Genomic DNA, 26,667 nt, shown 5'->3' with positions numbered 1-26,667 from the left:
GGCTGTTTTCATGAGTATCAAGGTGGACACCCCACTGCCGGACTTCACTGCACCCGCCACCAGCGGCGTCACAGTTACCCTGTCGGAACTGGCCGGCAAGAAGGTCGTGCTCTACTTCTACCCCAAGGACCATACCCCCGGCTGCACTACCGAGGGTCAGGACTTCCGCGACATGTACGAGCAGTTCCAGGCCGCCGATACCCTGGTGTTCGGCATCTCCCGGGACAGTCTGCGCACCCATGAGAACTTCCGCGCCAAACAGGGCTTCCCCTTCGAGCTGATCAGCGATGCTGATGAAACCCTGTGCCGCCTGTTCGATGTGATCCGCCAGAAGCAGCTGTATGGCAAGCAGTACGAAGGTATCGAACGCAGCACCTTCCTGATCGACCGCGAAGGCGTACTGCGCCGCGAATGGCGCAAGGTCAAGGTCCCCGGCCATGTTGCCGAGGTGCTGGCCGCCGCCCAGGCGCTGGACTGAACCAGCTTCCCGGCAGCATGCCGGACGGGGTGGTGCCCGCACCCTGCAGCGGTGCGAGCACCATCTGCCTCCATCACTCAGGCCTTGCGCAACCAGTAATGGAACTCCCCTTCCCTTTCCTCAGCCTGTAACAACTCGTGTCCGGCCAGCTCGGCAAAGCGGGCGATGTCCCGCTGCGAACCGGCATCGGTAGCCACCAGATACAGCAACTGCCCGCTCTGCATGCCATTGAGTGCCACCTTGGCCCGCAACAACGGCAGCGGACAGGCCAGTCCCCGGGCGTCCAGACACTGGTCAGGCTGCAATTCACTTTTTTCATCAAACATGCGTACACTCCAGATCAAGCCGCGAGTATAACCCTGCGACGCGCCACCCGCTGCGGCACATCCTGAACCACGAGTGAGTCCATGCGATTGATCAACGCCGTCAGAGCCCCCGCCCGAATCCTGCTGTTCTCCCTGATGACAGCGGTAGCCATGCCCCTGACCGCCAACGAGTTCAATCTGCCCTCCCTCGGCGACACCAGTTCCTCAATCATGTCCCGCGAGCAGGAATACCAGCTCGGCCGGGCCTGGCTGTCCATGCTGCGCGGCTCGGTACGTACTCTTGAGGATCCGCTGCTCAAGGACTACGTCGAACGCCATGTCATGGGGCTGGCCGAAACCAGTCAGCTGGAGGACCGGCGCCTGACCTTCGTTACCCTGGACAGCCCCCAGCTCAACGCCTTTGCCGCACCGGGCGGCATCATCGGGGTCAACGGCGGGCTGTTCCTGCATGCCCATAGCGAAGCCGAGTTCGCTTCGGTCATGGCCCACGAACTGGCTCACCTGTCCCAGCGTCATTTCGCCCGCGGTCTGCAGCACCAGCAGCAGAACCGCATACCGCTGATGACCGCCATGCTGGCCAGCATCATCCTCGCTGCCAGTGGTGGCGGCGATGCCGGCTTCGCTGCCCTGGCCTCGACCCAGGCCGCCGCCATTCAGGAACAGCGCCGGTTCTCGAGGCAGAACGAACAGGAGGCCGACCGCATCGGCCTGCTGAACCTCAAAGGCGCAGGCTATGATCCCAATGCCATGCCGGACATGTTCGAGCGTCTGGCCAGACTCAGCCGCTTCAGCCGTACCCCGCCGGAATTCCTGCTGACCCACCCGGTGAACCAGTCGCGGATCGCCGACTCGCGCAACCGCGCAGGCCAGCTCAGCGGCGATGGCCGCCGTGACAGTCTCTACTACCAGATGATGCGTGCCCGGGTGCAGCTGTTCTATGAAGAAAGCCCCGGTCTGGCTGCCCAACGCTTCCGTGCCCTGCTGGACCAGCATGAAGGCGAGCACTCTGCCGCCCGCTATGGTCTGGCCCTGGCCCTGATCCGCAGCGGCCAGCAGGCCGAGGCGGAAACCGAGCTGCAGACGCTGCTGGCCGAGCACCCCGACAACATTGCCGTGCAGCTGGCCCAGGTCGAGCTGGACGGCAGTCGCAACCGCCTGGACCAGGCGCTCACCCGTCTCGATCAGCTGCTGGCAATGCAACCGGACAACTATCCGCTGCTGGAGGCCAAGGCCAACATGCTGCTGCGCAAGCAGGATTACCGCGGCGCCGAGCAGGTTACCGACCGCCTGGCACGCCTGCGCAGTGACGACCCGGACGTCTGGTATCTGGTGTCGGAAGTCCGCGGGCTGGCCGGCAACATTCTCGGCGTGCACCAGGCCCGGGCGGAATACTTCATGCTTGCCGGGGATCTGGATCAGGCCGATGAGCAGCTGGATCAGGCGCTCAAGCGCGCAGGCGACAACTTCGTCGTCACCTCGCGGATCAATGCCCGCAAGGACGAAGTCGCCCGTCGCCGGGAAATCATCAAGAGTTTCTGAGTCTGCATGGCGAGTCTGACCGGGACCCTGGTCCCGGCCAGATGCCACCCATCAGCGGTTGAGGTTGGCGGTGAAGTCCAGCATGCGCTGCAGCGGACGTACCGCCGCCGGGATCAGCTCCTCGGGCACCAGGATCTCGTTGGTGCCCTGCTCCAGGCTCTGCAGCAGACGCGGCAGGGTGTTCATCGCCATCCACGGACAATTGGCGCAGCTGCGGCAGGTGGCGCCGTCGCCGGCGGTGGGTGCATCGATGAGTCGACGATCCGGAGCGGCCTGCTGCATCTTGTAGAAGATGCCCTTGTCGGTGGCCACGATGAAGGTCGGGTTGGGCAGTTCCTGGGTAGCCCTGATCAGCTGGCTGGTGGAGCCGACCACATCGGCCAGTTCCACCACCGACGCCGGCGATTCCGGGTGCACCAGTACCGCGGCCTCCGGGTAGACTGCCTTCAGGTCCAGCAGGGCCTTGGCCTTGAATTCCTCGTGGACGATGCAGGCACCGTCCCACAGCAGCATGTCGGCGCCGGTCTGGCGCTGGATGTAGTCACCCAGGTGCTTGTCCGGTGCCCAGAGGATCTTCTCGCCCTTGTCCATCAGGCTCTCGACGATCGGCAGTGCGCAGCTGGAGGTCACCACCCAGTCGGCACGGGCTTTCACCGCTGCCGAGGTATTGGCGTAGACCACCACGGTACGATCCGGGTGCTGATCGCAGAAGGCGGAGAACTCATCGGCCGGGCAACCCAGATCCAGTGAGCAGGTGGCGTCGAGCGTCGGCATCAGCACGCGCTTTTCGGGGCTGAGGATCTTCGCCGTCTCGCCCATGAAGCGCACGCCGGCCACAACCAGGGTGCTGGCCGGGTGGTTCTTGCCGAACCGGGCCATTTCCAGAGAATCGGACACGCAGCCACCGGTTTCCTCTGCCAGCTCCTGCAGCAGCGGATCAGTGTAATAGTGCGCGACCAGCACGGCATCGTGCGCCTTGAGCGCAGCCGCGATGCGAGCCTTGTAATCCGCCTTTTCCTGATCGGTCAGCGGAGCCGGCTCTTTGGCCGCCAGATGGGCCTGCACCAGCAGCCTTTCGGAAATCTGAGACATCTAACAACCCCTCCGGGAACACAGACCGCCATCATACCACGACCCACAGGTTCTACCGATCCCGCCGGCAAGCCAGCCGGAACTATCCCCGGGGGCTCCAGTCAAGAATTACAAGGTCACCGGAAAAGGCATATCCCCATGTTCAGACATGTACCAGGTCTATTCTACGCCCCTCGCAAAACCTGGACCCGCATCCATGACGATATAGAACGTCGGCCCTGGGCCTTTCTCCCGCTGCTGCTGATCGGATCCCTGATTCCCGCCCTGAGCACCTGGTATGGAGGCACCACCGTCGGCTGGGAACTGTTCGGCTCCGAGGATCGCCGCTTTCTCACCAGCCAGAGTGGTGCGTTGCTGGGCGTGGCGGTCTGGCTGGCTTTTGTTACCAACGCCGTCATCATGGGCTACATAGTACGATGGGTGCTGTTCCGTACACCCCATCGCCCGCCCGCTTCCCATGGCATCGCCTTCGCTACCTTCCTGTCGATGCCCTTCATGCTCGGCGGCCTGGCCGCTCTGTATCCCGAACGCTGGCTGTTGCTGCCGGTCTTCGGCCTGGTGGGTTTATTTTCTGTTGTGCAGCTGTACTTCGGCCTGCCCCATTTCATGCGCCTGGCGCAGGACAAGGCCTATTTCTACGGCGCCTGCATCATAGGCGCAGGCATGCTGGCCATGGTCAGCGTCGGGGTGTTCTACATGGAAAGCTGGAGAGCGGTCTCGCCGCCGGGCGAATACCAGGATGTCGAGGAGCGCCAACTGGACCCCGGCCTTATTCCCTGAGGCTGCCGTCCACGCTGTAGTGCTGCAGAAAGCTCAGCAGATCCACTTCCTCGGGCTTGAGCCAGCGGCGTCTGGCCCGACCTGTGCTCCATTTCACCTGATCCAGTCCCGCTTCCAGGAAGGCGTCCAGAATCGCGGGATGGATATAGCATTTGCGGCAGACCGAGGGCGTGTTGCCCAGCCGCTTTGCCACCTCCTGATAAGCCGGGGGAATGGCCAGGGCGTTGATGCGCCGGATGGTTTCCGGGTCGCGTATGCGTTTGCCCCGCTGGTCGAAATAGACGGGTTTGTCGTTGAGGATCCGCCGGGAATAACCTGGCGACTCGTCACTGACGTAATGTAAAGCCGGCGGACAACCGGGAGCGGGCTCGACAGCTGACGCCGGCTTCATGGGTCAGTGCATCAGCTGCGGGCGCGTTCGGCGTCGCGCAGCATCTTCACCTGGTCATGGTTGCGCAGTACGCCGTCGTACTGACGCTGCACCACCTGGCGGATGTCTTCCGGCAGAGCCTTTTCCAGGGCCTTGTGGTAGCTGCGCTTGGCGACATCTTCGCCGCGCTCGCACTCGTTCAGAATGGCCTCATCGTCCTTGCCGGTGATGGCCGACTTGAGATCTACCCAGCGGCGATGCAGATCGCCAGCCATGCTGGTGCTGTCCTCGGGGTTGCCGCCCAGACGGATGACAATGGCCTGCAGCTCCTGAGCGGCCTGGGCGCACTCGCCGGCGCGCTGGTTGAACAGCGTCTTCAGCTCGGGACGGGTAATGTCCTCGGCGCATACACGAAAGCCCTTTTCACCATCCTTGCAGGTTTCGATCAGATCATTGAGGGTGGAAATCACTTCTTTGGTATCTAAGGTCATGAAGTTGCTCCTGCTCATTCAGCAAGTGAGTGGTACAACAAATGACCGGGCCGCTTGGGCAGTGGTTCAACCAGTTTTAACGCAGCACCTCGACCGGCAGATAATCTGAACGCCCCGCGAGGCGAGCCGTCCAAGGAATGTGATGTAGCCACTGGCCGAGGACAACAAGATGAATGCCATAGACTTGCTGAAACAGGATCACGAGAAGGTCAAGAAGCTGCTGGAGGAAATCAGCGGCACCACGGAGCGGGCGGTGAAGAAGCGTGCGGAGCTGCTTCAGAAGATTGCCCTGGAACTGGAAGTCCATACCACCCTTGAGGAAGAGGACTTCTACCCCGCCTTCAAGAAGGCCGGTGCCAAGGAAGAGGCCAAGATGTACCACGAAGCCAAGGAAGAGCACCGGGCCGTGGATTCACTGGTACTGCCCGATCTGCTGAGTACGGACCCGGGCACCGTGGAATTCGCCGGCAGAATCAAGGTGCTCAAGGAGCTGGTGGAGCATCACATCGAGGAGGAGGAAGAGGAAATGTTCAAGGATGCGCAGGATTTGCTGAGTGCGGAGCAGCTCGAGGAACTCGGTGAACAGATGAAGCAGAAAAAACTCAAGCTGATGAAGCGAGCTGCCTGATCATCGAAAGGGGGTAAAGCAGAGGATAACGTGGGGGGGGAAATGGTGGGTCGTGCAGGATTCGAACCTGCGACCAATTGGTTAAAAGCCAACTGCTCTACCAACTGAGCTAACGACCCGTTGAATGCGCGATATCTTACTGATTCAGATGGGAAATTCAAGAAGTTTTTTCAATTTTTTCAATCGCTGGCCGCTCACGCGGTGGCCGGCACCCATCTGCACTGGTACGCCCCGCTGACGCCTGCTCAGAGTGCGTTGAGGTCCCGCCGGGCGAGCTGTGCGGCTGAGGAATTGCCGTGCTTGCTGAGTACTTCCTGGTACAGCTGTGCAGCCTTGTCTCGATTGCCCAGACGACGTTCAACATCGGCAAGCTTGTAGAGAGCGTCGGCCTCCTTGCGGTGGCCGGGGTACTGGCTGATTACCAGGGCGAAGGCCTTGCCGGCGTTGTCCAGATCGTTCTGCGCCAGATAGACCTCACCCAGCCAGTATTGGGCATTGCCCGCATAATCGCTCTGCGGGTAACGACGCAGGAAGGCATTGAATGCCATCTCGGCCTTCTCGAAATCACGCAGGCGCACCTGTTCAAAGGCGGCTTCATAGAGCAACTTCTCGCGCTCCGGATCGGCTTCTGCCGGCGGCGTGTTGCTGGTCTGATTCTGGGTGGAAGGCGTTGCCGGGGCCAGGCCCGGGGATGCAGAACCACTGTCGCCGGAAGGCGCCGGTGATCCCGCGGAAAGTGCAGAAAGTCGGCGATCAATATCCTGATAGCGATCAAGCTGATCCTGTTCCAACTTCTTGAGGCGATACTCCTGCTCTTCGAGCAGGCCACGCAGCATGGATACTTCCTGCTGCATCTGATCCAGCTGAAGCAGAAGCTGGCCCTCTGCCGAGAGGCCAGCCGAGGCAGAACGGGTATCAGGCAGACGCGGCGCCTGTTGCTGCGGATAGTAGCCGGTGTTACCCGACCCTTCCATCACCGGTACTTGAGCCAGAGCCGCGACCGGCAACAGCAGACAACCCAGCGTGAATCCCTGATACCCTTTCATGTGACCTCTTACTGCTTACTTGCGCAGTTCAACGCGACGGTTCTGAGCCCATGCTTCTTCGGTGGAGCCAACAACAGCCGGCTTCTCTTCACCGTAGGAGACCAGCTCGAGCTGGGCCGGGGACACGCCCTGCAGAACCAGGTAGCGCTGAACGGCAGCGGCACGACGCTCGCCCAGAGCCATGTTGTACTCACGGGTGCCACGCTCGTCGGTGTGACCTTCCAGAACAACGCGGTTGCCCTGAGCTTTCAGGTCCTTGGCGTGAACGTCCAGAGCGCGCATGGCTTCCGGCTTCAGGTCGGAGCTGTCGAACTCGAAGTAGAAGGTGGTGATGGCGCGCAGAGCGGCTTCTTCGCTGCTCAGGCCACTGTCAGCACCGGTGGTAGCGCCAGCGCCGTAACCGGCGTTCGGGTCTACCGCGCCGGTACCGGCAGCGTCACCACCCTTGGAGGAACAACCAACCACAACGCCGAAAGCGACAACCAGAGCTGCCAATTTGCCGAACTTGATAACTTCCATCATAGACTCCTGATAAACCCCAAGTGGTTTAGTGTTGGTATACCCTATGGCAGGTATGGGGACCATGACGGTACGCGCAGGTCTGTGAACTTCGTCGGAATCTCCGACCGTGCACGACCATTGGTCGAAACCAGCATAAGTACACCCCGCCCCTGTTGACGGGTAGCGTAAATTAACATAGTACCGTTGGGTGCGACAGTAGGAGACTCATCCAACGACGTTTCTGTTAATACTTTCAGATTGCCTCTTTCCAGATCCTGTGTAGCGATGTGGAAATTCCTGTAGCCATCCTGGCGATGGACCATGACCATAGTCCGACCATCCACTGAGAGTTTGGCATTGGCATTATAGTTGCCCACGAAAGTCAGACGTTCTGTGGAGCCACTATTCAGGTTCTGTTTATAAATCTGGGGACGCCCGCCCCGGTCAGATGTAAAGATCAGGGTATTGTTGTCCATCCATGTGGGCTCGGTGTCGATCCCGTAATGGTTGGTCACCCGACGCATCTGCTTGCTGTCCAGATCCATGACGTAGATTTCGGGATTTCCGTCACGGGACAATACAAAGGCCAGTCGCTTGCCATCAGGCGACCAGGCCGGCGCACCATTAAGTCCTTCAAAACTGGTTATCCGTTCCCGGCGACCGGTCTGAACATAGTGAACATATATTTCCGGACGCCGCGACTCGAAGGATACATAGGCAATCCGCTGCCCGTCCGGTGCATAGGACGGAGACAATATCGGCTCCCGCGATTGCAGAAGAGTAACCGCACGAGCACCGTCATAATCCGAATGCTGCAAAGTATAGCGGATATTATCGGCGGAGAAACGCTCCGCTGCCACATATAACAACTTGGTGCTGAACGCACCCTTGATGCCGGTTATATGTTCGAATACCTCGTCACTCAATTTGTGCGCGATATCCCGCAGCTGGTTCTGACCACCACTTACTGTGCGTGACAGTATCACCTGTTCCCGCGGCACGCTGTACAGATGATATTGCAGCTGATAGCCCGAGCCCGTGGCCGTTACCTGACCCGCCAGCACATATTCCACACCCAGCATCTTCCAGTCACGGGGGAAGATTTCCTCGGCACGGGTGGGATAGCTGAGCATGTTCTCCCGGGCGAAGGGGGCGAACATGCCGCTGTTACGCAGGTTGTTGGCGGTGATCTGCGCCATGTCCTCGGCCAGTGGAGACGCCCCCTGCCAACCGAAGGGCACCACGGCAATGGGAGTGGCCCGGTCGCTGCCTCGGGTAATCTCGATGGCTTCCTGAGCCAGTGCGACCTGTGCCATCAACAGCATGGCAGCGCAGGCCAGCCAGTACTTCAATGAATTCATCAAAAGTCCAAGTCCTCTGGTTTGAAGCGCAAGGTACGCTGTCTGTACATACGATCGAATGCGGCGGGATTGTCCCGCGACAACTGCTGCATTTCCGGAATACGACCGACATTACGCACGGCCTGGACAGCCGACTGGTCAAATCCCGCATCGCCACTGGAGCGCAGCACCACCACATCGGTGATATCGCCCGAAGGCAGCATGCTGATACGCACCTCCACCACCATGCCGTTACGTGCGGTCGGCGGGCGGCGCCACTGCTCGCTGACATAGCGGCGGATCACATCATCATAGCTGGCCGCCACCTGATCACCGATCTGGTCGGCCTGGGCCCGCTGGTACTGGGTTTCCTCGGCCAGCAGATCCGCCAGAGCACGGGCGCGGGCTTCCTCCTGCTCGCGCTGCAGTCTGGCGACGCGTTCGGCTTCCGCCTTGGCTTCAGCCTCCTGCTTGCGCCTGGCTTCCTCTGCGGCGCGGCGGCGAGCCTCTTCCTCACGCTTGCGCGCCTCCACGGCGGCCTTGCGTTGGGCTTCTTCCTCGGCGGCCTTCTTTTTGGCCTCTTCCTCGGCCAGTCGTCTGGCCGCCTCGGCACGCCTTGCCTCTTCAGCCTTCTGCCTTTCGACCTGCTCAGCCTGCCGTCGTTCCTCGGCGGCCTTCTGTTCCTGGGCAGCGCGCTCCGCTGCGGCGGCCGCCTCGCGCTGTTCGGCCTGACGTTGCTGCTCGGCCTGACGCTGCTGTTCAGCGGCGCGCGCGGCCTCCTGTTCCTGCTGGCGTTTCTGCTGCTCCTTGGCCAGCTCCTCGGCTTCATGCCGCTGAGCTGCGGTGCGTTCGGCCTCACCGGCAATGCGCTGCTCGGTCTGGGTGGTCGCCGGGCTCTTGGAATTGAGCTGTACCAGCGTCGCCTGAACTATCGGCTTGGCCGGCTCGAATTCGGGCGCCTTGCTGAAGGAGACGAACAGCAGCATGGCGACCAGCAGGTGAATGCCCAGCGCCTTGATCAGGGGAGCGCCGAGGCGCTCTTTGTTCGACTCCACCATAGATCTGTAGCTCACGGAGCCTCGGTGATCAGGCCCACATTGGGCACGCCGGATTGCTGTAGGGCGGCCATTGCCGCCACGACTACACCGTAGTTCACTTCACGGTCACCGCGGATATACACCAGAGTGTCGGGGCGGGCACGCATGATCTTGGCCACCCCCTCGGTCATCTCCTCCAGGGAAATGGCAGTTTCTGTTCGATTTTCGGTATCCACCGTTTCGCCCAGGTTCCAGTAGTAGGTGCCATCAGCCAGTACCGACAGGGTCAGCACCTGCTGATTGGAGTCCGAGGGCAATACCTCGCTGGCCACCTGCGGCAGGTCCACCTTGACGCCCTGGTTGAGCATCGGGGCGGTCACCATGAAGATCACCAGCAACACCAGCATGACGTCGATATAGGGAACGACGTTCATCTCGGCGACAGGTTTGCGTTTCTGGCGTCTCCCCTGTTGGGTGTACATGCTCACTCCCCTTCGCTGGTATGCACGCGGCGATGCAGGATGCTGGAGAACTCTTCGGCGAAGGTGTAGTAGCGGCTGATCAGGATCTCGGCACGGGCCGAGAAGCGGTTATAGGCCACTACAGCCGGAATCGCGGCGAACAGACCGATGGCCGTTGCGATCAGGGCTTCGGCAATACCCGGGGCTACCGTGGCCAGTGTTGCCTGCTGCACGGTGGCCAGACCACGGAATGAATTCATGATCCCCCACACGGTACCGAACAGACCGATATAGGGGCTGGTGGAACCGACGGTCGCCAGGAACGGTAGATGCTGCTCGAGCTTTTCCTCTTCCCGGGAGATGGCCACGCGCATGGCGCGCTGCACGGCATCCATCACCGCCTCGGGCTCGACACCCGGCTGCTGACGCATGCGGGAGAATTCCTTGAAGCCGGCACGGAACACCTGCTCCAGCCCTGAATCGGGGTTCGGATTGCCGGTTACCTGACGGTACAGCTTGGCCAGGTCGATCCCCGACCAGAAACGGTCTTCGAATTCGTCCAGGCTGTGCTTGGCTGCACGGGTCACCGCGCTGCGCTGGAAGATCAGAACCCAGGAGGCAATGGATGCCAGGACCAGGGCCAGCATGACCAGTTGCACCAGAACACTGGCGCCACTTATCAGGTGCCACATCGACATTTGATCAGCTTGCACTCTCTGCTTCTCCTCGATCCTGCATTGACTGGTTCGCCTGGACGGTCTTGAAAGCCTCGTTCAGGGCCAGAGGTATCATCCTGGGTTTGTACTGATCGGCACTGACACAGGCCACCAGCACTTCCCCCTCACATAACAACCTGCCATCGGCTCGCCTTACCTGCTGAGCGAAGCGGACGCTGGCACGCTTGAGTTCCAAGACACCGGCCGTCACCACAAGTTCATCGTCCAGCTGCGCCGGAGCATGGTATCGGGCGCTGACGGAGTGGACGACAAAGATGATATTTTCGCGCTGCAGTACGCTCTGATCAAAACCAAGGGCACGCACCAGCTCGGTGCGGGCGCGCTCCATGAATTTCAGGTAATTGACGTAGTAAACAATACCGCCGGCGTCGGTATCCTCAAAGTAGACACGGGCTCTGAGCTCGAATGGCCGCCCGGTGATTTCAGCCGACATAATGTAGTGCCAGATTGTGTTCTTGCATAGCGGGTGCAACCTCCAAACGGGATAGTATTTTTTTATCAGAACGGCACCGGGGCATCACTTATTGATCAAACAGATCCCCCGCCTGCGGTCCCTTGCTGGCCGGCAGGTCCATACCGAAGTGCAGATAGGCGTGGCGGGTCACCACCCTGCCCCGCGGCGTACGCATGATGAAGCCCTGCTGGATCAGATAGGGCTCCAGCACATCCTCGATGGTATGGCGTTCCTCACTGATCGCCGCGGCCAGGCTGTCAATGCCCACCGGGCCGCCATCGAACTTGTCGATCATGGTCAGCAGCAGGCGCCGGTCCATGTGATCGAAGCCCTGCGCATCCACATCCAGCAGGTCCAGCGCCCGGTCGGCGATCTCCCGGGTAATGCTGCCGGAGCCACGCACTTCGGCATAGTCACGGACCCGACGCAGCAGCCGGTTGGCGATCCGCGGCGTACCCCGTGAACGACGAGCGATCTCGAAGGCCCCCTCAGGGTGAATCTTCAGCCCCAGGATGCCTGCGGAACGGGAGACGATGGTGGCCAGATCCTCGTTACTGTAGAACTCCAGACGCTGGACAATACCAAAGCGGTCACGCAGCGGATTGGTGAGCATGCCGGCGCGGGTGGTGGCGCCGATCAGGGTGAAGGGTGGCAGATCGAGCTTGATCGAGCGCGCTGCCGGGCCCTCGCCGATCATGATGTCGAGCTGGTAGTCCTCCATCGCCGGGTACAGAATTTCTTCGACCACCGGCGACAGGCGATGAATCTCGTCGACAAAGAGCACATCGCCCTCTTCGAGACTGGTGAGCATGGCCGCCAGGTCCCCGGCGCGCTCCAGCACCGGGCCCGAGGTACTCTTGATCTTCACGCCCATTTCCTGGGCGACGATATTGGCCAGCGTGGTCTTGCCCAGGCCGGGTGGACCGAAGATGAGCAGATGATCCAGCGCCTCGCCGCGTCCGCGGGCAGCGGCCATGAACAGCTCCATCTGCTCGCGCACCGTCGGCTGACCTATGTAGTCGGCCAGGCGATAAGGCCGGATGGCCCGATCAATCATCTCTTCCTGCTGCCGTGGTCCGGCGGCGATCAAGCGGTCTTCTTCCAGCATGGGGTGTCCCGGGTAAACAGTTTCAGGTGACCGAAGTCAGAGCCTATCAGGCCATGCCCTTCAAGGCACGGCGGATCAATTCTTCGCTGCTGAGTCCTTCTTCCTTGATCGCGTTCACCGCCCGGCTGGCCTCCTGAGGCTTGTAGCCCAGAGCAATGAGGGCACTGACCGCATCCGCGGTGCCCGAGGCTGCCTGCGCAGCGGGACCGGTTGCCAGCGGCGCCGTGCCGGGCAGGCTTTCCCAGGCCGTGAACTTGCCCTTGAGCTCGACCAGCAGACGTTCGGCAGTCTTCTTGCCCACCCCCGGCACCCGGGTCAGGGCGCTGGTATCCTGGGCCTGGACGGCGCCGATCAGCTCGTCCACCTCGAGCCCGGACATGAGCGCCAGTGCCAGCTTGGGCCCCACGCCGTTGAGCCGGATCAGTTCACGGAACAGCTGACGATCACGCTTGTCGGCGAAGGCATACAGCAGCTGCGCATCCTCGCGCACGACCAGATGGGTATGCAGGGTGGTCTTTTCGCCCAGCGCCGGCAATCGGTAGAAGGTGCTCATCGGCGCCTCCACCTCGTAACCCACGCCACCCACATCCAGCAGAATCTGCGGTGGTTGCTTCTCCAGCAGTATGCCTGTAAGCCTACCAATCATTGTGCATCCCTTATGCGTCTGCCCGATTCAAAATATTGCCCACGCCTGCCGAGCGCCTCAACGCCGCCGCATGCGACCGGCCCGCAGGCCGATCAAGCCGCCGCCGACCTGCTGCTTGAGCCCTATGGAGTGGGCGTGGCACAGGGCGATTGCCAGCGCATCCGCCGCGTCCGCCTGGGGGGTGCCGGACAGGCCCAGCAGCTGGGTTACCATGTGCTGCACCTGGGTCTTCTCCGCCGCTCCGGTTCCGACCACCGCCTGCTTGACCTGCCGCGCCGTATACTCATGCACCTGCAGCCCGGCGGATACCGCCGCCACTATGGCTGCCCCCCTTGCCTGCCCGAGCTTGAGCGCGGAATCCGGATTGCGCGCCAGGAAAACCTGCTCGATGCTGAGCACCTCGGGCCGGTACTGCGCGATCAGTTCGCTCAAGCCGTCGAAGATGTGTTTCAGACGTTCGGGGAACGGCCCGCTGCCCAGCCGGATGCAGCCGGAGGTGACGTACTCGCAGCCGTTGCGCCCGTCACGGACGATGCCGAAACCGGTGATGCGCGAGCCGGGGTCGATACCGAGAATCAGCGCCATGCAAGCAGCCATCCTGTGCCGGATAGACGAAAGGGAGGCAGCGCCTCCCTTTCAGCGAATGCCCTGACTATACCACTCACTCCATCTGCGCCAGAACATCGTCCGGAATGTCGGCGTTGCTGTAGACGTTCTGCACGTCGTCCAGATCCTCCAGCATGTCGACCAGGCGGATGACCTTCTGCGCAGTATCCAGATCCAGCTCGGTGGTGGTGGACGGGATCATGCTCACTTCCGCCGCCTCGCTGGTGAAACCGGCGGCATCCAGCGCATCCTTGACCGCGCCGAAATCCTCGAACGCGGTAAGCACGTCGATGGAGCCATCGTCATTGGTCACCACGTCCTCGGCGCCCGCTTCCAGCGCCGCCTCCATCAGGGCGTCCTCATCCACGCCCGGGGCATAGCTGATCTGGCCTCGGCGGGTGAACAGGTAAGCTACCGAGCCCTCGGTACCCAGGTTGCCACCGCACTTGTTGAAGGCATGACGGACCTCGGCGACGGTACGGTTACGGTTGTCGGTCATGGCCTCGACCAGGATGGCCACACCACCGGCGCCGTAACCCTCGTACACCAGCTCCTCGACGTTGTCCGCGTCGTTGCTGCCGGCACCCCGGGCGATGGCCCGGTCGATGGTGTCACGGGTCATGTTGGCGGTCAGAGCCTTGTCCACCGCCGAGCGCAGCCGCGGGTTGTCAGCCGGTTCCGGCCCACCCAGCTTGGCTGCCACGGTCAGCTCTCGGATGAGCTTGGTGAAGATCTTGCCCCGCTTGGCGTCCTGCGCCGCCTTGCGGTGTTTGATGTTGGCCCATTTGGAATGACCAGCCATGAAAACCTCCGTACTTGTTACATCCGGCATGCGTTGCACGCCGTTCGCACCGGGGCGGTGCTTCTACCAAAAAGACACCCTTCGCACCGGGGCGGTGGTCCTGCAAGAAAGAAGTGTCGCACTTGCGCCCTGTGGGAGCCGTGACCCCGCGGCGGAGCGGGATTTCGGGCGTGCGTTGCACGCCGTTCGCACCGGGACGGTGCTCCTACAGGGAGGAGCGGTGCCCGGGGCGAAGGGCTTGCGGCCTTATTCGACCTTGGGCTGCTCGCGCAGACGGATGTTCAGCTCGCGCAGTGCCTTGGCATCCACCGCACCCGGAGCCTGGGTCATGACACAGGCAGCGCTCTGGGTTTTCGGGAAGGCAATCACTTCGCGGATCGAGCTGGCGCCGGTCATCAGCATCACCAGACGGTCCAGACCGAAGGCCAGACCACCATGCGGCGGCGCGCCGTACTTGAGGGCGTCGAGCAGGAAGCCGAACTTCTCCTGCTGCTCCTCGGCACTGATACCGAGGATGTCGAACACCGCCTGCTGCATTTCCTTGCGATGGATACGAATGGAACCGCCGCCCAGCTCGGTCCCGTTGAGCACCATGTCGTAGGCACGCGACAGCGCCGCCTGCGGGTTGGCCTGCAGCTCCTCGGGGGTGCACTTGGGCGCGGTGAAGGGGTGATGCAGTGCACTCAGGCTGCCGTCGTCGTTCTCCTCGAACATCGGGAAGTCGACCACCCACAGCGGTGCCCACTCGCAGGTGAGCAGGTCCAGGTCATGACCCAGCTTGATGCGCAGGGCACCCAGCGCCTCGGAAACGATCTTCGCCTTGTCGGCACCGAAGAACACGATGTCGCCATCCACGGCGCCAACACGATCCAGGATCACGTTCAGGTTGTCCTCGGGGATGAACTTGACGATCGGCGACTGCAGACCTTCGACGCCCTTGGCCCGCTCGTTGACCTTGATGTAGGCCAGACCCTTGGCACCGTAGATGCCGACGAACCTGGTGTAATCGTCGATCTGCTTGCGCGCCAGCGACGCACCGCCCGGCACGCGCAGCGCAGCGACACGGCCCTTGGGATCGCTTGCCGGGCCACTGAATACCTTGAAGTCGACTTCGGTCAGCTGATCGGCCACGTCCACCAGTTCCAGCGAAATCCGCAGGTCGGGCTTGTCCGAACCGTAGCGGCGCATGGCTTCGTCATAGGGCATGTGCGGGAAGTCGGCCAGATCCACGTCCAGCACTTCCTTGAACAGGCCGCGGATCATGCCCTCGGTCAGACCCATGATGTCCGACTCATCGAGGAAGCTGGTCTCGATGTCGATCTGGGTGAATTCCGGCTGACGGTCGGCACGCAGGTCCTCGTCGCGGAAGCACTTGGCGATCTGGTAGTAGCGGTCGAAGCCCGCCACCATCAGCAGCTGTTTGAACAGCTGGGGCGACTGCGGCAGGGCGAAGAAGCTGCCGGGATGGGTACGGCTGGGTACCAGGTAGTCGCGGGCGCCTTCGGGAGTGGCACGGGTCAGGATCGGGGTTTCCACATCCAGGAAGCCGTTGTCGTCCAGATAGCGGCGGATGCTGCTGGTAATGCGCGAACGCAGCTTCAGCTTGGCGGCCATTTCCGGCCGACGCAGGTCGATGAAGCGGTAACGCAGGCGGGTTTCTTCGCCCACATCGGAATATTCGTCCAGCGGGAACGGCGGGGTCTCGGCCTGGTTCAGCACTTCCAGCTCGTAGCCCAGCACCTCGATGGCACCGGAGGCCATGTTCGGGTTCACGGCGCCGGCCGGACGCGGGCGGACCTTGCCGCGCACCTTGACCACATACTCGCTGCGTACGCGGTCGGCCAGAGCGAAGGTCTCTTCCCGATCCGGGTCGAAGACCACCTGGGCCAGCCCTTCACGATCGCGAATATCAAGGAAGATAACGCCACCATGGTCGCGGCGACGGTGAACCCAGCCGCAGAGTGTCACTTCCTGGTCTGCCAGCGTTTCGTTCAACTGGCCGCAATAGTGGGTACGCATCATGAGTGTGGAATCCTGTTGTCGACAGAGTGGCTGCCCCGGCCGGACGGCCCGGCAGCCCGGATAGATAAAAGCGCCATAATATACCCGAAACCACCCGACTCAGGCGAGCATTGCCGGCGCAACGGCCAGGCCATAGGCACAACCAATACCGACAATTGGCAAACTCAGCTTGAGCGGCGCCTGCTTCGGCATATACTGAACAGACTTTTCGTAGCAAGCCTGGAGATCATAATGAAGATTGATATCGGTATCAGCCAGAAGGATCGTGAAGCGATCGCCAAGGGGCTGTCCCATCTGCTGGCAGACACCTATACCCTGTACCTGAAGACCCACAACTTCCACTGGAACGTGAAGGGGCCGATGTTCCAGACGCTGCACACCATGTTCGAGACCCAGTACAACGAGCTGGCACTGGCGGTGGACGAGATCGCCGAGCGTATCCGTACCCTGGGCTTCCCGGCGCCGGGCACCTACAAAGCCTTCTCCGAACTGAGTTCGATCAAGGAAGATGACGGCGTGCCGGCCGCAACCGACATGATCCGCCTGCTGGTCGAGGGTCACGAAACCTGTGCACGCACCGCCCGCGAGGCTTTCCCGGCCTGCGACAAGGCCAGTGATGAGCCCAGTGCGGACCTGCTGACCCAGCGCATGCAGGAGCATGAAAAGACCGCGTGGATGCTGCGCAGCCTGCTGGAGAAGTAAGCTCTGTAGGAGCAGGCGAACGCCTGCTCCTCTCTCCCCTCCCCATCCGCTTTGTGACCGTCGACATTTCAGGTTAGAGTGCGCACCCGGCCATGACGCTTGTACAGCCGGTTTTTCACTCATAGAACAGTTACAACAGGATGGACCACCTTGAATAATCTCCGTTACCTTCACCTGATCGCAGGTCTGGCAGCGCTGCTGTGCGGCCTGTATTTCAGCCTGCCGTTCTTCTCCCGCCAGGGCGCCATCGATCTGACCGCCATTGCTGCCACACTGCTGGGCCTGGCCAACCTCCAGCAATTCAATGTCCAGCCACGCAAGCAGTCGGTTGTACGCAACGGCCTGAGTCTGCTGGGCTCGGCCCTGTTACTGGTCAGCGTGCTGCTGCCTCTGACCGTACTGCTGATCACTCCCACGGCCGGCCCGCTGCTGACCTGGGCCGTGGCTGCTGCCATTGCCGGAGTCTGCCTGCTGACCGTACTTACCCTGACCACCATGCTGTCGCTGGGCAGCGGCCGCAGCCGCGCCAGAGCAGACGGCCCGCGGGAAACCGGCACCGTCAAGTGGTTCAACACCAGCAAGGGCTTCGGCTTCATTTCCCGGGACCAGGGTGACGACGTCTTCGTCCACTTCCGCGCCATCCGCGGCGAAGGCCACCGGGTACTCGAAGAAGGCCAGCGCGTCGAGTTCGTCGTCGCACGCCGGGAGAAGGGCCTGCAGGCCGAGGACGTACAACCCCTCGATTGAGAATCGGGAGCGCAGCCGCCGGCCGGGCACACCCGCCGGCGGCCATCGCTCAGTAATGGGGTGGCGGCTGATCCTCGTCCGCTTCCCCGGGCAGCGCTGCTGCCAGATCGGCCTGGCGTCGAGCCAGCAGTTCCACCGCCCGCTGCAGTCGCTCCAGTTCCAGCTCCTGCTTGCTCACCACGTCATTCAACGCCTGAATGGTGTCGTCCTGAAAGGCCAGCCGGGTCTCGAGATCATTCATCCGCTGTACAAGATCATCGCTGCTCATCGAAAACCCTCCCCATAACGAATGTTAGAAGTCAGCACCGTCTGCAACCGTCTGATGCATTCACCGACCTGTTCCTCGGTATAGGGCACTGCAGGCAGCTTCCCCCACACGGGCGCAGGCCAGGCAGGATCATGGCGATAACGCACGATATGGTGAATATGCAACTGGGGCACCATATTGCCAAGCGCAGCGACATTGATCTTGTGGGCGCCGAAGGCATCCTTCAGGGCTTCGCCCAGCCAGCAGGATTCATTCAGCAATTGCTGCCGATCAACCTGATCGAGCTGGAATATCTCACTGACATCCTCACGCTGCGGAACAAGAATAAACCAGGGATATTGAGAATCGTTTGCCAGAAGAAGTTTGCTTAGTTGGAACTCGCCGATAACGATACTGTCTTGGGCAAGTTGCGGATGCAGAGTGAACATACCGGATTCCTATGGATGACGGGTGCATTGGCAAAAGCACATCATGACGTAAATCAAGGAAATACATTTCCGACACGTTATGCTGGCTGACGAATAATAATATATCCGCCCGCACTGGCGGGCGCCTTGCTTATTTGAAAAAACAGCAGGCAGATTTCTTTCGTATTTGAGGGTTTGGTGCTTTACTCATCCTCGAAACCAGCTGCTTGAAGTACTTATACAAAAGCATATTCACCGGAAGGAGCAGGTAACATGAGAACCACTATCAGATGGAGTTCCATCGCTCTGGCAGTTGCACTGGGCAATGGACTTATCGCCACTCAGGCCGTCGCTCAGGGAGAAGGTTTTGTTGAGGGGGCCTCCGCCACCCTGAGCAACCGCACCTTCTATTTCAACCGTGATTTCCGTAACAACGTCGGACAGAGCAAACGCGAGGAAACCGCCACCGGTTTCGCACTGCACTTCCAGTCCGGCTACACCGAAGGCCCGGTAGGCCTGGGCGCCGATGTGCTGGCCCTGGCAGGCATCAAACTGGACAGCGGCCGCGGCCGTGCCGGCACAGGGCTGCTGCCGGTGGACAATGACGGTTCCGTACCGAACGAATACTCCGAGATTCGCGGTGCAGTGAAAGCCAACTTCGGTGGTGACACCGTACTGCGCTACGGCTACCACCTGCCGGAAAACCCGGTCATCGCTTACGAAGACTCCCGCCTGCTGCCCAACCACTACTTCGGTTACAGCATCACCAACACCTCGATTGACGGACTGCTGCTGGAAGCCGGTCGCATGACCGACCGCGGCGACATGAACGACTCCGCCGAATATGAAGATCCCTACGGCTTCTCCGGCGGTACTATCGATCATGACAAGGTGACCTACCTCGGCGGTACCTACGAGTTCGCCGACAACCTCAGCGCCTCGCTGTATACCTCCAAGGCCGAAGACCTGTGGAAGCGCCACTTCGCCGGTATCACCCATACCGCCGAGCTGGGCAATGGCCTGAACCTGACCACCGATCTGGCCCACTACCATACCTCCGACGACAGCCCGGCGGGCGAGGAATTCGGTAACAAGGCCACCTCGCTGGCCTTCACCCTGGGTGCCGGCTTCCACGACTTCACCGTCGCCTACCAGCGCATGGGCGGTGATGCGGGCTATGACTATGCCGACAACGCCATCTATCTGGCCAACTCGGTCCAGGTGATCGACTTCAACGCCAAGGACGAGCGCTCCTGGCAGGCCCGCTACGACTACAACTTCGAAGGCATGGGCATTCCCGGTCTGAGCTTCATGACCCGCTATGTGCGTGGCAGCAATATCGACACCGACTTTGTCGGCATTGATCGCGACACCCGCTGGGAACGCAGCACCGACCTGCGCTACACCGTCCAGCGCGGCGCGCTGCAGGGCCTGGACCTGACCTGGCGTAACGCAACTGTCCGTCAGGACGCAGGCCTGGATGGGGGCGATATCGACGAGAACCGTCTGATCGCCTCCTACACCTGGACCCTGCTCTGAGCACCACCCTGCTGTAACCCCGAAGAACCCGGCTCCGGCCGGGTTCTTCGTTTCTGCACCGACAGGCCGCCAAGGCCCGCTGACAGGCTATACGTCCATGGGGCGCGAACGTACAATAGACGCCATTTCCCGATCTTCTCTCAGCAGGACACCACCCAGCCATGCGCACCAGCCAATATCTGATCTCCACCCTCAAGGAAACTCCCAGCGACGCCGTCGTCATCAGCCACCAGCTGATGCTGCGCGCGGGCATGATCCGACGGATCGCCTCGGGGCTCTACACCTGGCTGCCGATGGGCCTGCGGGTGCTGCGCAAGGTGGAAGACATCGTGCGTGACGAAATGAACAAGGCCGGCGCCCTGGAGGTGCTGATGCCCGCCATTCAGCCCGCCGAACTCTGGCAGGAATCCGGCCGCTGGGAACAGTACGGCCCCGAACTGCTGCGCCTGAAGGACCGCCACGACCGCGAGTTCTGTGTCGGCCCGACCCACGAGGAAGTCATCACCGAGCTGGCCCGCAACGAGATCACCAGCTACAAGCAGCTGCCGCTGAACATGTATCAGATCCAGACCAAGTTCCGCGATGAGATCCGCCCGCGCTTCGGTCTGATGCGCGCCCGGGAATTCATCATGAAGGACGCCTACTCCTTCCACATGGATCAGGCCTCCCTGCAGCAGACCTACGACCGCATGTACCAGGCCTACAGCAACATCTTCACCCGCCTGGGTCTGGAGTTCCGCCCTGTGGTGGCAGACAACGGCTCCATCGGCGGCGAAGGTTCCCACGAGTTCCATGTGCTGGCCGAGTCCGGTGAGGACGACATCGTGTTCTCCGACACCGGCCGTTACGCGGCCAACATCGAGAAGGCCACCGCCCAGCTGCCCCAGGGCGAGCGTCCGGCGCCGAGCCAGCAGATGCAGCTGGTCGACACCCCGGACCAGACCACCATCGAGGCGGTGTGCCAGTTCCTCGACCTGCCGGCAACCCGGACCGTCAAATCGCTGATCGTGCTCGGTGCCGCCGAAAAGGATCAGCCCCAGCCGCTGGTCGCGCTGATCCTGCGTGGTGACCATGAGCTGAACGAGATCAAGGCCGAAAACCACCCGGCCGTCCATGCTCCGCTGACCTTCGCCAGCGAAGCGCAGATCCAGCAGGCGCTGGGCTGCAAGCCGGGCTCCATCGGTCCGGTCGGCATGAACATCAAGGTCATTGCCGACCACAGCGCCGCCCATCTGGCCGACTTCGTCTGCGGCGCCAACCAGGACGGCAAGCACCTGACCGGCGTCAACTGGGATCGCGATGCCCGTTACGACGAGGTTGCCGACCTGCGCAACGTGGTCGAAGGGGATATCAGCCCTGATGGCGACGGCAAGCTGGTGATCAAGCGCGGTATCGAGGTCGGTCATATCTTCCAGCTGGGCCGAAAGTACAGCGAGGCCATGGGCTGCAGCGTACTCAACGAACAGGGCAAGACCAGCACTCTGCTGATGGGCTGCTACGGCATCGGCGTGTCCCGCGTGGTCGCTGCCGCCATCGAGCAGAACTATGACGACCGCGGCATCCTCTGGCCCGATGCCCTGGCCCCCTTCCAGGTCGCCCTGGTGCCGATGAAAATGGAAAGCTCCGACGCCGTGCGCGAAGCCACCGAACAGCTCTATTCCGCGCTGCAGCAGGCGGGCGTGGAAGTGCTGCTGGACGACCGCGACAAGAAGACCAGCCCCGGGGTGAAATTTGCAGACATGGACCTGATCGGCATTCCGCACCGGGTGGTCATCAGTGACCGCGGCCTGGCAGAAGGTCAACTGGAATACAAGTACCGCCGCGCCGAGAACGCCGAGAGCGTGCCCGCGGACCAGATGTTCGACTTCCTGCTCAAACGTATCGGACGTTCATGAAAACAGCGCTGCATAATTCACTGGCGCCCTGGGCAGTCTGGCTGTGCGCCGGCCTGCTGCTCAGCGGTTGCAGCACCCAGCAGCCGGCCAGCCCGGCTGCCAACCGTGTCGAGCACAATCTGGTCAGCCACACCCTGAGCATTGACGCAGGCGAACCACGGGTACTGTCCCGCCCCCAGCGGATCATCCGGGTAACCGAGCACAAGCTGCATGAAGTCATCGAGCTGGATGCCGAGGGCCGACAGCTGAGCAGCCGGGAGAGCTACCAGACGGTGCCCTGGGCCAACCAGACGCTGACCCTGATTGCCGAAGGTCAGGAGTTTGCGCTGCAGACCGACCATGAAGGTGCGGTACGCTTGAACCTGCTGGAGGAGCAGTTCGTGGATCTGGACCTGAACCAGCTTCGCGCCATTGAACTGGTTGCCAGAACCAACGGCAATGTAGTTGCCGAGGCCGACCTGCTGGTCAGCCGCGAGCTGCGCAGTCTGCTGCAGCAGGCCGTGCCGCTGATCTACGACAGCCTGGAGGAAGGGGATGTCGCCCAGTGGGTGAGCCGCGTCCGGCAGCTGGAAGCCCTGGGCCTGAGCGAGGAATCCACCCAGCTGGAGAACATGCTCATACTGCTGACGATCGGCGATCCGGAGCTGCAGTTCGAGTTCGTCGAAGCCCTCGACCGGCAACAGGCACAGGACCACAACGGACAGCCCTGACATGCTGCGCAACACATGGATAGTGTTATGTCTTCTGCTCTGCACCGCCCCGGGAGTCGGGGCAGTGAGCCAGAGCCCGCCGGTCGACCCCGAGCTGCGTGCGCTGCTGATGGAGGCGGTGTCCCAGGCTGACAGCTTCAGTGACGCCTTCGATGCCCAGGTCTGGCTGCTGGACATGTCCACGCGGATGCACCGCTACATTCCCGACGAGGCCGAGCGTCTGCGCTTTCTGCGTCTGGTACACCGCGAAGCTACCCGCGCCGGGCTCAAGCCCGACCTGGTATTGGCGGTCATTCATGTGGAAAGCCTGTTCGACCGCTTCGCCCTGTCCCGGGCCGGCGCCCAGGGCATCATGCAGGTCATGCCCTTCTGGAAAAACGAACTGGGCCGGCCGGATGACAACCTGATAGACCTGGCGACCAACCTGCGTTACGGCTGCACCATTCTCAAGTACTATCTGGATCTGGAAAAAGGTGATCTGCGGCGCGCCCTGGCCCGCTACAACGGCAGCCTGGGCAGTCACAGGTACCCGGACAAGGTGCAGGAATACTGGTACCGCTATTGGTACGTCCGCGACTGAGTCCGATCAGCCCTGGTCCTGACCCAGCAGTGCCATCAGCGACGCTTCGGTCTGCGGCCCCGGCAGGCTGTGCACCAATTCACCGGCGGGATTGAAGATGTAGGTGGTCGGCAGCACCTGTGGGCGCTCCAGCTCCAGACTCTTCTCGAAGTCCTGCCCCATCACCGGAAAGGCAATCCCCATGCGGTCGGACAGTTCGCGCAGCTCCTCACCGCTGACACCGTCGTAATTGACGCCGAATACGCGGATATCCGGCCGCGCCGCCGCCAGCCGGTTGAACTCAGGCAACTCGTGCAGACAGGGAGCACACCACTCTGCCCAGTAGTTGACCACCACCCAGTTGCCCTGCAGCTCGGTCCTGGCCACGGCTTCGCCCTGGTGATCGCGCCACTGCTCGTTGCCGCAGCCGGCCAGCCCGAACGCTGCAATCACCAGCGTCACCCACAACCACTTTCTCATGCGCCCTCCCCCTCCGCGTTCGCCTGGCCGTCATCCGCCAGCCAGCTGCGCAGGCTGCCGTCCAGCACCTGCCGGCGGCAGTCTTCCAGTCGCTGCAGCGCTTCGCGCAGCGGCGGATACCAGTCTTCATGCTGCCCCAGTGTAACCGGCAATTGCGCCACCGATGGCATGGGTTCGGGCAGGCTGCCCAGCAGTTCGGCCAGCGTCATCTGCCCGGGGTCGCGGCTCAGCACATAGCCGCCCTGCTGGGCACGGGTGATCAGTCGCTGCTGCTCCATCCACTCGGTCAGGTCCAGCCACTGGTCTTCGGGCATGATCCAACCCGAGGCGTTGACCCCGGGCAGATCGACCACCTGCCCGCTTTTCTGCGCCTGCATGAACACTCGCAGCAGCGCCAGCAGGCTGAGCAACCAGGGCTGGGCCGGACGCTGCCAGGCGGCGCTGCTGCCCAGATTGCACACCAGTTCGGCACCGAACAGGATGATCAACCAGCTGACATAGATCCACAGCAGAAACAGCGGGAAGGTGGCAAAGGCGCCGTAGATCAGCTGGAAGCTGGGAAACAGCGCGACATACAGGGCAAAGCACGCCTTGGCTCCCTCGAACAGCAACGCCACCAGCACACCACCGGCCAATGCATGGCGAAAACGCACCCGAGTGTTGGGTACGGCGGCGAAGATCAGGGTAAAAGCGGCAATGCTCAGCATCAGCGGCAGCCAGGCGAGCAGCTCCTTCCAGGCCGAAGCCAGCATGGCGTCGCCGGTGAGAAAGGACAGCGAAGCCAGATAGGTACTGACCACGAAACCGGCTCCCAGCAACAGGGGTCCCAGACTGAGCACCGCCCAGTACAGCAGAAAGCTCGACAGCCCGCGTCGGGGCTGGCGGATACGCCAGATGGCATTGAAGGATTTTTCGATATTCACCAGCATCAGGAAGGCAGTGACCATCAGCAGCGCCACACCGATGCCGGTGAGCTGCCGGGCCTGCTGGGAGAATTCGCTGAGGTATTCGCGCAGCGCCGCCCCGGTGGAGGGCACGAAGTTGTCGAAGATGAAGCCCTCGATCTGGCTGCCGACCTGACTGAAGGCCGGGATCGCCGCCAGCATCGCGTAGGTCACAGTCATTACCGGCACCACGGCAAACAGCGTGGTGTAGGTCAGGGCAGCGGCATTCTTGGGACAGTTATCCTCGCCAAAGCGGCGCAGCAGGTAGCGACAGAAGTGCATCAGCCGCTGGAGTCGACGTGTCATTCATGTTCCCTGACAATGGTTGCAAGTACCTGCGCTGGACGGAACCGGTGCAAGGACTTGTCCCGTAACACCGCCGGATGGCTTTTCCAGAGCGCTTTAGGCTTAGAATAGCGGGCAAGCCCGGCTTAAACCACCCACAGGATCTGATTGGAGAGCTGCCATGTCCAAGGTCTGTATCTATCACAACCCCCGTTGTTCAAAATCCCGCCAGGCGCTGGCGCTGCTGGAGCAGCAGGGAGACGAGCTGGAAATCGTCGAGTACATCGAGACACCCCCGGACAGCGCCACCCTCAGCGCCCTGCTGCAGCAGCTGGGCATGAACGCCCGGGACCTGATGCGTCGGGGAGAGGATATCTACAAGGAACTCAAGCTGGACAACCCGGACCTGAGCGAGGCCGAGCTGGTTCAGGCCATGGTCGATTACCCGCGCCTGATCGAGCGCCCCATCGTCATCCGTGACGGCAAGGCCATCGTTGCCCGCCCACCGGAGAAAGTCCTGGAGCTCTACGCATGACTGCACCCTATGTACTGGTTCTCTACTACAGCCATAACGGCGCCACCGCGCGCATGGCCCGCCTGATCGCCGAAGGTGTCGAGCAGGCCGGGATCGAAGCGCGGGTGCGCACCGTGCCCAAGGTGTCCCCGGAAACCCGCGCCAGCGCACCGGAGATTCCCGAGTCCGGCGCCCTGTACTGCACCGAGGATGATCTGAAGCATTGCTCGGCGCTGATTCTCGGCAGCCCGACCCGCTTCGGCAACATGGCCGCGCCGCTCAAGTATTTCATCGACGGCACCAGCAGCCTGTGGCTGTCGGGCAGCCTGGCCGGCAAGCCCGCCGCGGTCTTCACCACCACTGCCAGCCTGCACGGCGGGCAGGAAAGCACCCTGCTGTCCATGCAGCTGCCGCTGCTGCACCACGGCATGCTGCTGGTGGGTCTGCCCTACAGCGAGAGCGCACTGACCGAAACCCGCGGCGGCGGCACGCCTTATGGCGCCAGCCACCATACCGGTGCGGACGGCTCCCGCCCGCTCGACCAGCATGAAAGCACCCTGTGCCGGGCGCTGGGCAAGCGTGTGGGCACGGTTACCCGGCAGCTGCTGGCAGGAGCTGCCCATGTCCAGAGCTGACAAGCCGCTGCCGCCGCTGAGCTACCTGCAACCGCGCATCCGCCTGAGCCGCCTGCTGGCGGCGCTGGGCTATGCCGGGCTGCTGGCCTGCCTGTTCATCTACAACGCCTTCATCGCCGACCTGCACGGCGCCAACCCGCTGGTCATTGTCAGCGTGCTGATCGTGCCGCTGCTGATCTTCCTCCCGGGCATAGCGCTGGGCAATGTGCGCGCCCATGCCTGGCTGTGCTTTGCCATCAACCTGTATTTCATCTACGGCGTGCAGACCTGCTTCGTACCGGGCAAGCAGCTGTATGGGGGGATACTGGTGGCAACCAGCGTGCTGTATTTCGTCGCCGCGCTGGGCTATGTGCGCTGGAGTTATCAGGCACAGCGGGTGCGCAACACGGCGGTTGCAGCGCAGCACCAGCCAGGCTGAACTCACCGCCGCCCGGCTCGCCGGAGTCTGTTATTGTGCGGAGCAAGGCGCGAGGAGTGAAGTTTGGTATTCCAAATGAACGACGAGCTACGCAGCGCCG

32 protein-coding genes, 1 tRNA gene and 1 pseudogene are annotated in these 26,667 nt (G+C 62.0%); 13 read left to right on the top strand and 21 right to left on the bottom strand.

The annotated features are described in order from the left end of the window. Positions 1 to 10: 10 nt before the first annotated feature. On the top strand, positions 11 to 478 hold the full coding sequence (locus VF673_RS00440) for a peroxiredoxin (RefSeq protein WP_090538109.1): 468 nt from the start codon (positions 11 to 13) through the stop codon (positions 476 to 478). A 77-nt stretch (positions 479 to 555) separates the two neighbouring features. Here VF673_RS00440 and VF673_RS00435 read toward each other — a convergent pair whose 3' ends face one another. Continuing rightward, positions 556 to 804: a sulfurtransferase TusA family protein gene (locus VF673_RS00435; RefSeq protein WP_090538111.1), complete on the bottom strand. Its 249-nt coding sequence runs from the start codon at positions 802 to 804 to the stop codon at positions 556 to 558. A gap of 135 nt (positions 805 to 939) precedes the next feature. Between VF673_RS00435 and VF673_RS00430 the strand changes: the two genes are divergently transcribed. Beyond that, positions 940 to 2,343: a M48 family metalloprotease gene (locus tag VF673_RS00430; protein WP_320331835.1), complete on the top strand. Its 1,404-nt coding sequence runs from the start codon at positions 940 to 942 to the stop codon at positions 2,341 to 2,343. A gap of 51 nt (positions 2,344 to 2,394) precedes the next feature. Here VF673_RS00430 and nadA read toward each other — a convergent pair whose 3' ends face one another. Further along, complete coding sequence (gene nadA / locus VF673_RS00425) at positions 2,395 to 3,435, bottom strand: quinolinate synthase NadA (RefSeq protein ID WP_090538113.1); 1,041 nt, start codon at positions 3,433 to 3,435, stop codon at positions 2,395 to 2,397. Between the two features lie 138 nt (positions 3,436 to 3,573). Here nadA and VF673_RS00420 point away from each other — a divergent pair, with 138 nt between their 5' ends. Beyond that, positions 3,574 to 4,215, top strand: a complete 642-nt coding sequence (locus VF673_RS00420; RefSeq protein ID WP_440290494.1) for a Yip1 family protein — start codon at positions 3,574 to 3,576, stop codon at positions 4,213 to 4,215. Positions 4,216 to 4,405: 190 nt separating this feature from the next. Here VF673_RS00420 and VF673_RS00415 read toward each other — a convergent pair. Beyond that, positions 4,406 to 4,606: pseudogene (locus VF673_RS00415) on the bottom strand (hypothetical protein); the annotation flags it as partial. A gap of 11 nt (positions 4,607 to 4,617) precedes the next feature. After that, a complete protein-coding gene (locus VF673_RS00410) occupies positions 4,618 to 5,076 on the bottom strand; it encodes a ferritin-like domain-containing protein (RefSeq protein ID WP_090538118.1) in 459 nt (152 codons plus the stop codon). Between the two features lie 169 nt (positions 5,077 to 5,245). Between VF673_RS00410 and VF673_RS00405 the strand changes: the two genes are divergently transcribed. Next, positions 5,246 to 5,704: a hemerythrin domain-containing protein gene (locus VF673_RS00405; protein WP_440290493.1), complete on the top strand. Its 459-nt coding sequence runs from the start codon at positions 5,246 to 5,248 to the stop codon at positions 5,702 to 5,704. Between the two features lie 43 nt (positions 5,705 to 5,747). On the opposite strand, the gene VF673_RS00400 is transcribed toward VF673_RS00405, so the two are convergent. The 13 genes from VF673_RS00400 to aspS all read right to left on the bottom strand — a co-directional run bounded on the left by VF673_RS00400 (position 5,748) and on the right by aspS (position 16,464). After that, a tRNA-Lys gene (locus VF673_RS00400) sits at positions 5,748 to 5,823 on the bottom strand. 126 nt (positions 5,824 to 5,949) lie between these two features. Next, positions 5,950 to 6,750 carry a tol-pal system protein YbgF gene (gene ybgF, locus VF673_RS00395; protein ID WP_440290492.1) on the bottom strand — a complete coding sequence of 267 codons (801 nt, stop codon included), beginning with the start codon at positions 6,748 to 6,750 and terminating at the stop codon, positions 5,950 to 5,952. Between the two features lie 15 nt (positions 6,751 to 6,765). Beyond that, complete coding sequence (gene pal / locus VF673_RS00390) at positions 6,766 to 7,269, bottom strand: peptidoglycan-associated lipoprotein Pal (protein ID WP_090538122.1); 504 nt, start codon at positions 7,267 to 7,269, stop codon at positions 6,766 to 6,768. 44 nt (positions 7,270 to 7,313) lie between these two features. After that, positions 7,314 to 8,612 (bottom strand): Tol-Pal system beta propeller repeat protein TolB, encoded by a 1,299-nt coding sequence (gene tolB / locus VF673_RS00385; RefSeq protein WP_090538124.1) that lies wholly within the window; start codon positions 8,610 to 8,612, stop codon positions 7,314 to 7,316. After that, positions 8,612 to 9,649, bottom strand: a complete 1,038-nt coding sequence (tolA, locus tag VF673_RS00380) for a cell envelope integrity protein TolA (RefSeq protein ID WP_440290873.1) — start codon at positions 9,647 to 9,649, stop codon at positions 8,612 to 8,614. The genes tolB and tolA overlap by 1 nt, the downstream gene beginning before the upstream one ends. Before the next feature lie 11 nt (positions 9,650 to 9,660). Next, complete coding sequence (tolR, locus tag VF673_RS00375; RefSeq protein WP_090538128.1) at positions 9,661 to 10,110, bottom strand: protein TolR; 450 nt, start codon at positions 10,108 to 10,110, stop codon at positions 9,661 to 9,663. 2 nt (positions 10,111 to 10,112) lie between these two features. Next, positions 10,113 to 10,787: a protein TolQ gene (gene tolQ / locus VF673_RS00370; protein WP_090538130.1), complete on the bottom strand. Its 675-nt coding sequence runs from the start codon at positions 10,785 to 10,787 to the stop codon at positions 10,113 to 10,115. 4 nt (positions 10,788 to 10,791) lie between these two features. Then, positions 10,792 to 11,259, bottom strand: coding sequence for a tol-pal system-associated acyl-CoA thioesterase (gene ybgC / locus VF673_RS00365; protein ID WP_440290491.1), 468 nt, complete (start codon positions 11,257 to 11,259; stop codon positions 10,792 to 10,794). 88 nt (positions 11,260 to 11,347) lie between these two features. Next, positions 11,348 to 12,388, bottom strand: a complete 1,041-nt coding sequence (gene ruvB / locus VF673_RS00360; RefSeq protein ID WP_090538132.1) for a Holliday junction branch migration DNA helicase RuvB — start codon at positions 12,386 to 12,388, stop codon at positions 11,348 to 11,350. Between the two features lie 46 nt (positions 12,389 to 12,434). Continuing rightward, positions 12,435 to 13,034, bottom strand: a complete 600-nt coding sequence (gene ruvA, locus VF673_RS00355) for a Holliday junction branch migration protein RuvA (protein WP_440290490.1) — start codon at positions 13,032 to 13,034, stop codon at positions 12,435 to 12,437. A gap of 57 nt (positions 13,035 to 13,091) precedes the next feature. Next, positions 13,092 to 13,619 carry a crossover junction endodeoxyribonuclease RuvC gene (gene ruvC, locus VF673_RS00350; RefSeq protein WP_320331756.1) on the bottom strand — a complete coding sequence of 176 codons (528 nt, stop codon included), beginning with the start codon at positions 13,617 to 13,619 and terminating at the stop codon, positions 13,092 to 13,094. A 76-nt stretch (positions 13,620 to 13,695) separates the two neighbouring features. Then, on the bottom strand, positions 13,696 to 14,442 hold the full coding sequence (locus VF673_RS00345) for a YebC/PmpR family DNA-binding transcriptional regulator (protein WP_090538137.1): 747 nt from the start codon (positions 14,440 to 14,442) through the stop codon (positions 13,696 to 13,698). A 246-nt stretch (positions 14,443 to 14,688) separates the two neighbouring features. After that, on the bottom strand, positions 14,689 to 16,464 hold the full coding sequence (gene aspS, locus VF673_RS00340) for an aspartate--tRNA ligase (protein WP_440290489.1): 1,776 nt from the start codon (positions 16,462 to 16,464) through the stop codon (positions 14,689 to 14,691). A 231-nt stretch (positions 16,465 to 16,695) separates the two neighbouring features. On the opposite strand from aspS, the gene VF673_RS00335 reads away from it, so the two are divergent. Beyond that, positions 16,696 to 17,166, top strand: a complete 471-nt coding sequence (locus tag VF673_RS00335; protein ID WP_440290488.1) for a Dps family protein — start codon at positions 16,696 to 16,698, stop codon at positions 17,164 to 17,166. A gap of 150 nt (positions 17,167 to 17,316) precedes the next feature. Continuing rightward, positions 17,317 to 17,913, top strand: coding sequence for a cold-shock protein (locus tag VF673_RS00330; RefSeq protein ID WP_440290487.1), 597 nt, complete (start codon positions 17,317 to 17,319; stop codon positions 17,911 to 17,913). A gap of 49 nt (positions 17,914 to 17,962) precedes the next feature. On the opposite strand, the gene VF673_RS00325 is transcribed toward VF673_RS00330, so the two are convergent. Beyond that, the gene (locus tag VF673_RS00325; RefSeq protein ID WP_090538146.1) at positions 17,963 to 18,181 is read right to left on the bottom strand and encodes a SlyX family protein; all 219 of its coding nucleotides are present in this window, start codon (positions 18,179 to 18,181) and stop codon (positions 17,963 to 17,965) included. Beyond that, positions 18,178 to 18,609: an HIT domain-containing protein gene (locus tag VF673_RS00320; protein WP_090538148.1), complete on the bottom strand. Its 432-nt coding sequence runs from the start codon at positions 18,607 to 18,609 to the stop codon at positions 18,178 to 18,180. The genes VF673_RS00325 and VF673_RS00320 overlap by 4 nt, the downstream gene beginning before the upstream one ends. Before the next feature lie 252 nt (positions 18,610 to 18,861). On the opposite strand from VF673_RS00320, the gene VF673_RS00315 reads away from it, so the two are divergent. The 4 genes from VF673_RS00315 (at position 18,862) to VF673_RS00300 (ending at position 23,312) form a co-directional block, all read left to right on the top strand. After that, positions 18,862 to 20,127 carry an OprD family porin gene (locus tag VF673_RS00315; protein WP_440290486.1) on the top strand — a complete coding sequence of 422 codons (1,266 nt, stop codon included), beginning with the start codon at positions 18,862 to 18,864 and terminating at the stop codon, positions 20,125 to 20,127. A 161-nt stretch (positions 20,128 to 20,288) separates the two neighbouring features. Continuing rightward, on the top strand, positions 20,289 to 22,022 hold the full coding sequence (locus VF673_RS00310; RefSeq protein WP_090538152.1) for a proline--tRNA ligase: 1,734 nt from the start codon (positions 20,289 to 20,291) through the stop codon (positions 22,020 to 22,022). After that, positions 22,019 to 22,732: a hypothetical protein gene (locus tag VF673_RS00305; RefSeq protein WP_320331760.1), complete on the top strand. Its 714-nt coding sequence runs from the start codon at positions 22,019 to 22,021 to the stop codon at positions 22,730 to 22,732. Before VF673_RS00310 ends, VF673_RS00305 begins: the two co-directional genes overlap by 4 nt. Position 22,733: 1 nt before the next feature. Continuing rightward, positions 22,734 to 23,312 carry a lytic transglycosylase domain-containing protein gene (locus VF673_RS00300; RefSeq protein ID WP_407046242.1) on the top strand — a complete coding sequence of 193 codons (579 nt, stop codon included), beginning with the start codon at positions 22,734 to 22,736 and terminating at the stop codon, positions 23,310 to 23,312. Positions 23,313 to 23,318: 6 nt separating this feature from the next. On the opposite strand, the gene VF673_RS00295 is transcribed toward VF673_RS00300, so the two are convergent. Then, positions 23,319 to 23,771 (bottom strand): TlpA family protein disulfide reductase, encoded by a 453-nt coding sequence (locus tag VF673_RS00295; RefSeq protein ID WP_440290485.1) that lies wholly within the window; start codon positions 23,769 to 23,771, stop codon positions 23,319 to 23,321. After that, positions 23,768 to 25,021, bottom strand: coding sequence for a YihY family inner membrane protein (locus tag VF673_RS00290; protein WP_440290484.1), 1,254 nt, complete (start codon positions 25,019 to 25,021; stop codon positions 23,768 to 23,770). Before VF673_RS00290 ends, VF673_RS00295 begins: the two co-directional genes overlap by 4 nt. Positions 25,022 to 25,181: 160 nt before the next feature. Between VF673_RS00290 and arsC the strand changes: the two genes are divergently transcribed. The 3 genes from arsC to VF673_RS00275 are packed head-to-tail and all read left to right on the top strand — an operon-like array spanning position 25,182 to position 26,567. Next, positions 25,182 to 25,535, top strand: a complete 354-nt coding sequence (gene arsC / locus VF673_RS00285; protein ID WP_090538163.1) for an arsenate reductase (glutaredoxin) — start codon at positions 25,182 to 25,184, stop codon at positions 25,533 to 25,535. Further along, complete coding sequence (gene wrbA / locus VF673_RS00280; protein ID WP_440290483.1) at positions 25,532 to 26,149, top strand: NAD(P)H:quinone oxidoreductase; 618 nt, start codon at positions 25,532 to 25,534, stop codon at positions 26,147 to 26,149. Before arsC ends, wrbA begins: the two co-directional genes overlap by 4 nt. Next, the gene (locus tag VF673_RS00275; RefSeq protein ID WP_090538168.1) at positions 26,136 to 26,567 is read left to right on the top strand and encodes a DUF2069 domain-containing protein; all 432 of its coding nucleotides are present in this window, start codon (positions 26,136 to 26,138) and stop codon (positions 26,565 to 26,567) included. The genes wrbA and VF673_RS00275 overlap by 14 nt, the downstream gene beginning before the upstream one ends. The last annotated feature ends 100 nt before the right edge of the window (positions 26,568 to 26,667 follow it).

It is taken from the genome of Halopseudomonas sp. Lyrl_26 (genome assembly GCF_051948695.1).
GTDB classification, from domain to species: domain Bacteria; phylum Pseudomonadota; class Gammaproteobacteria; order Pseudomonadales; family Pseudomonadaceae; genus Halopseudomonas; species Halopseudomonas formosensis.
Note: the sequence above shows the minus strand (reverse complement) of the source record. Positions and strands in the feature narration are given on the sequence as shown.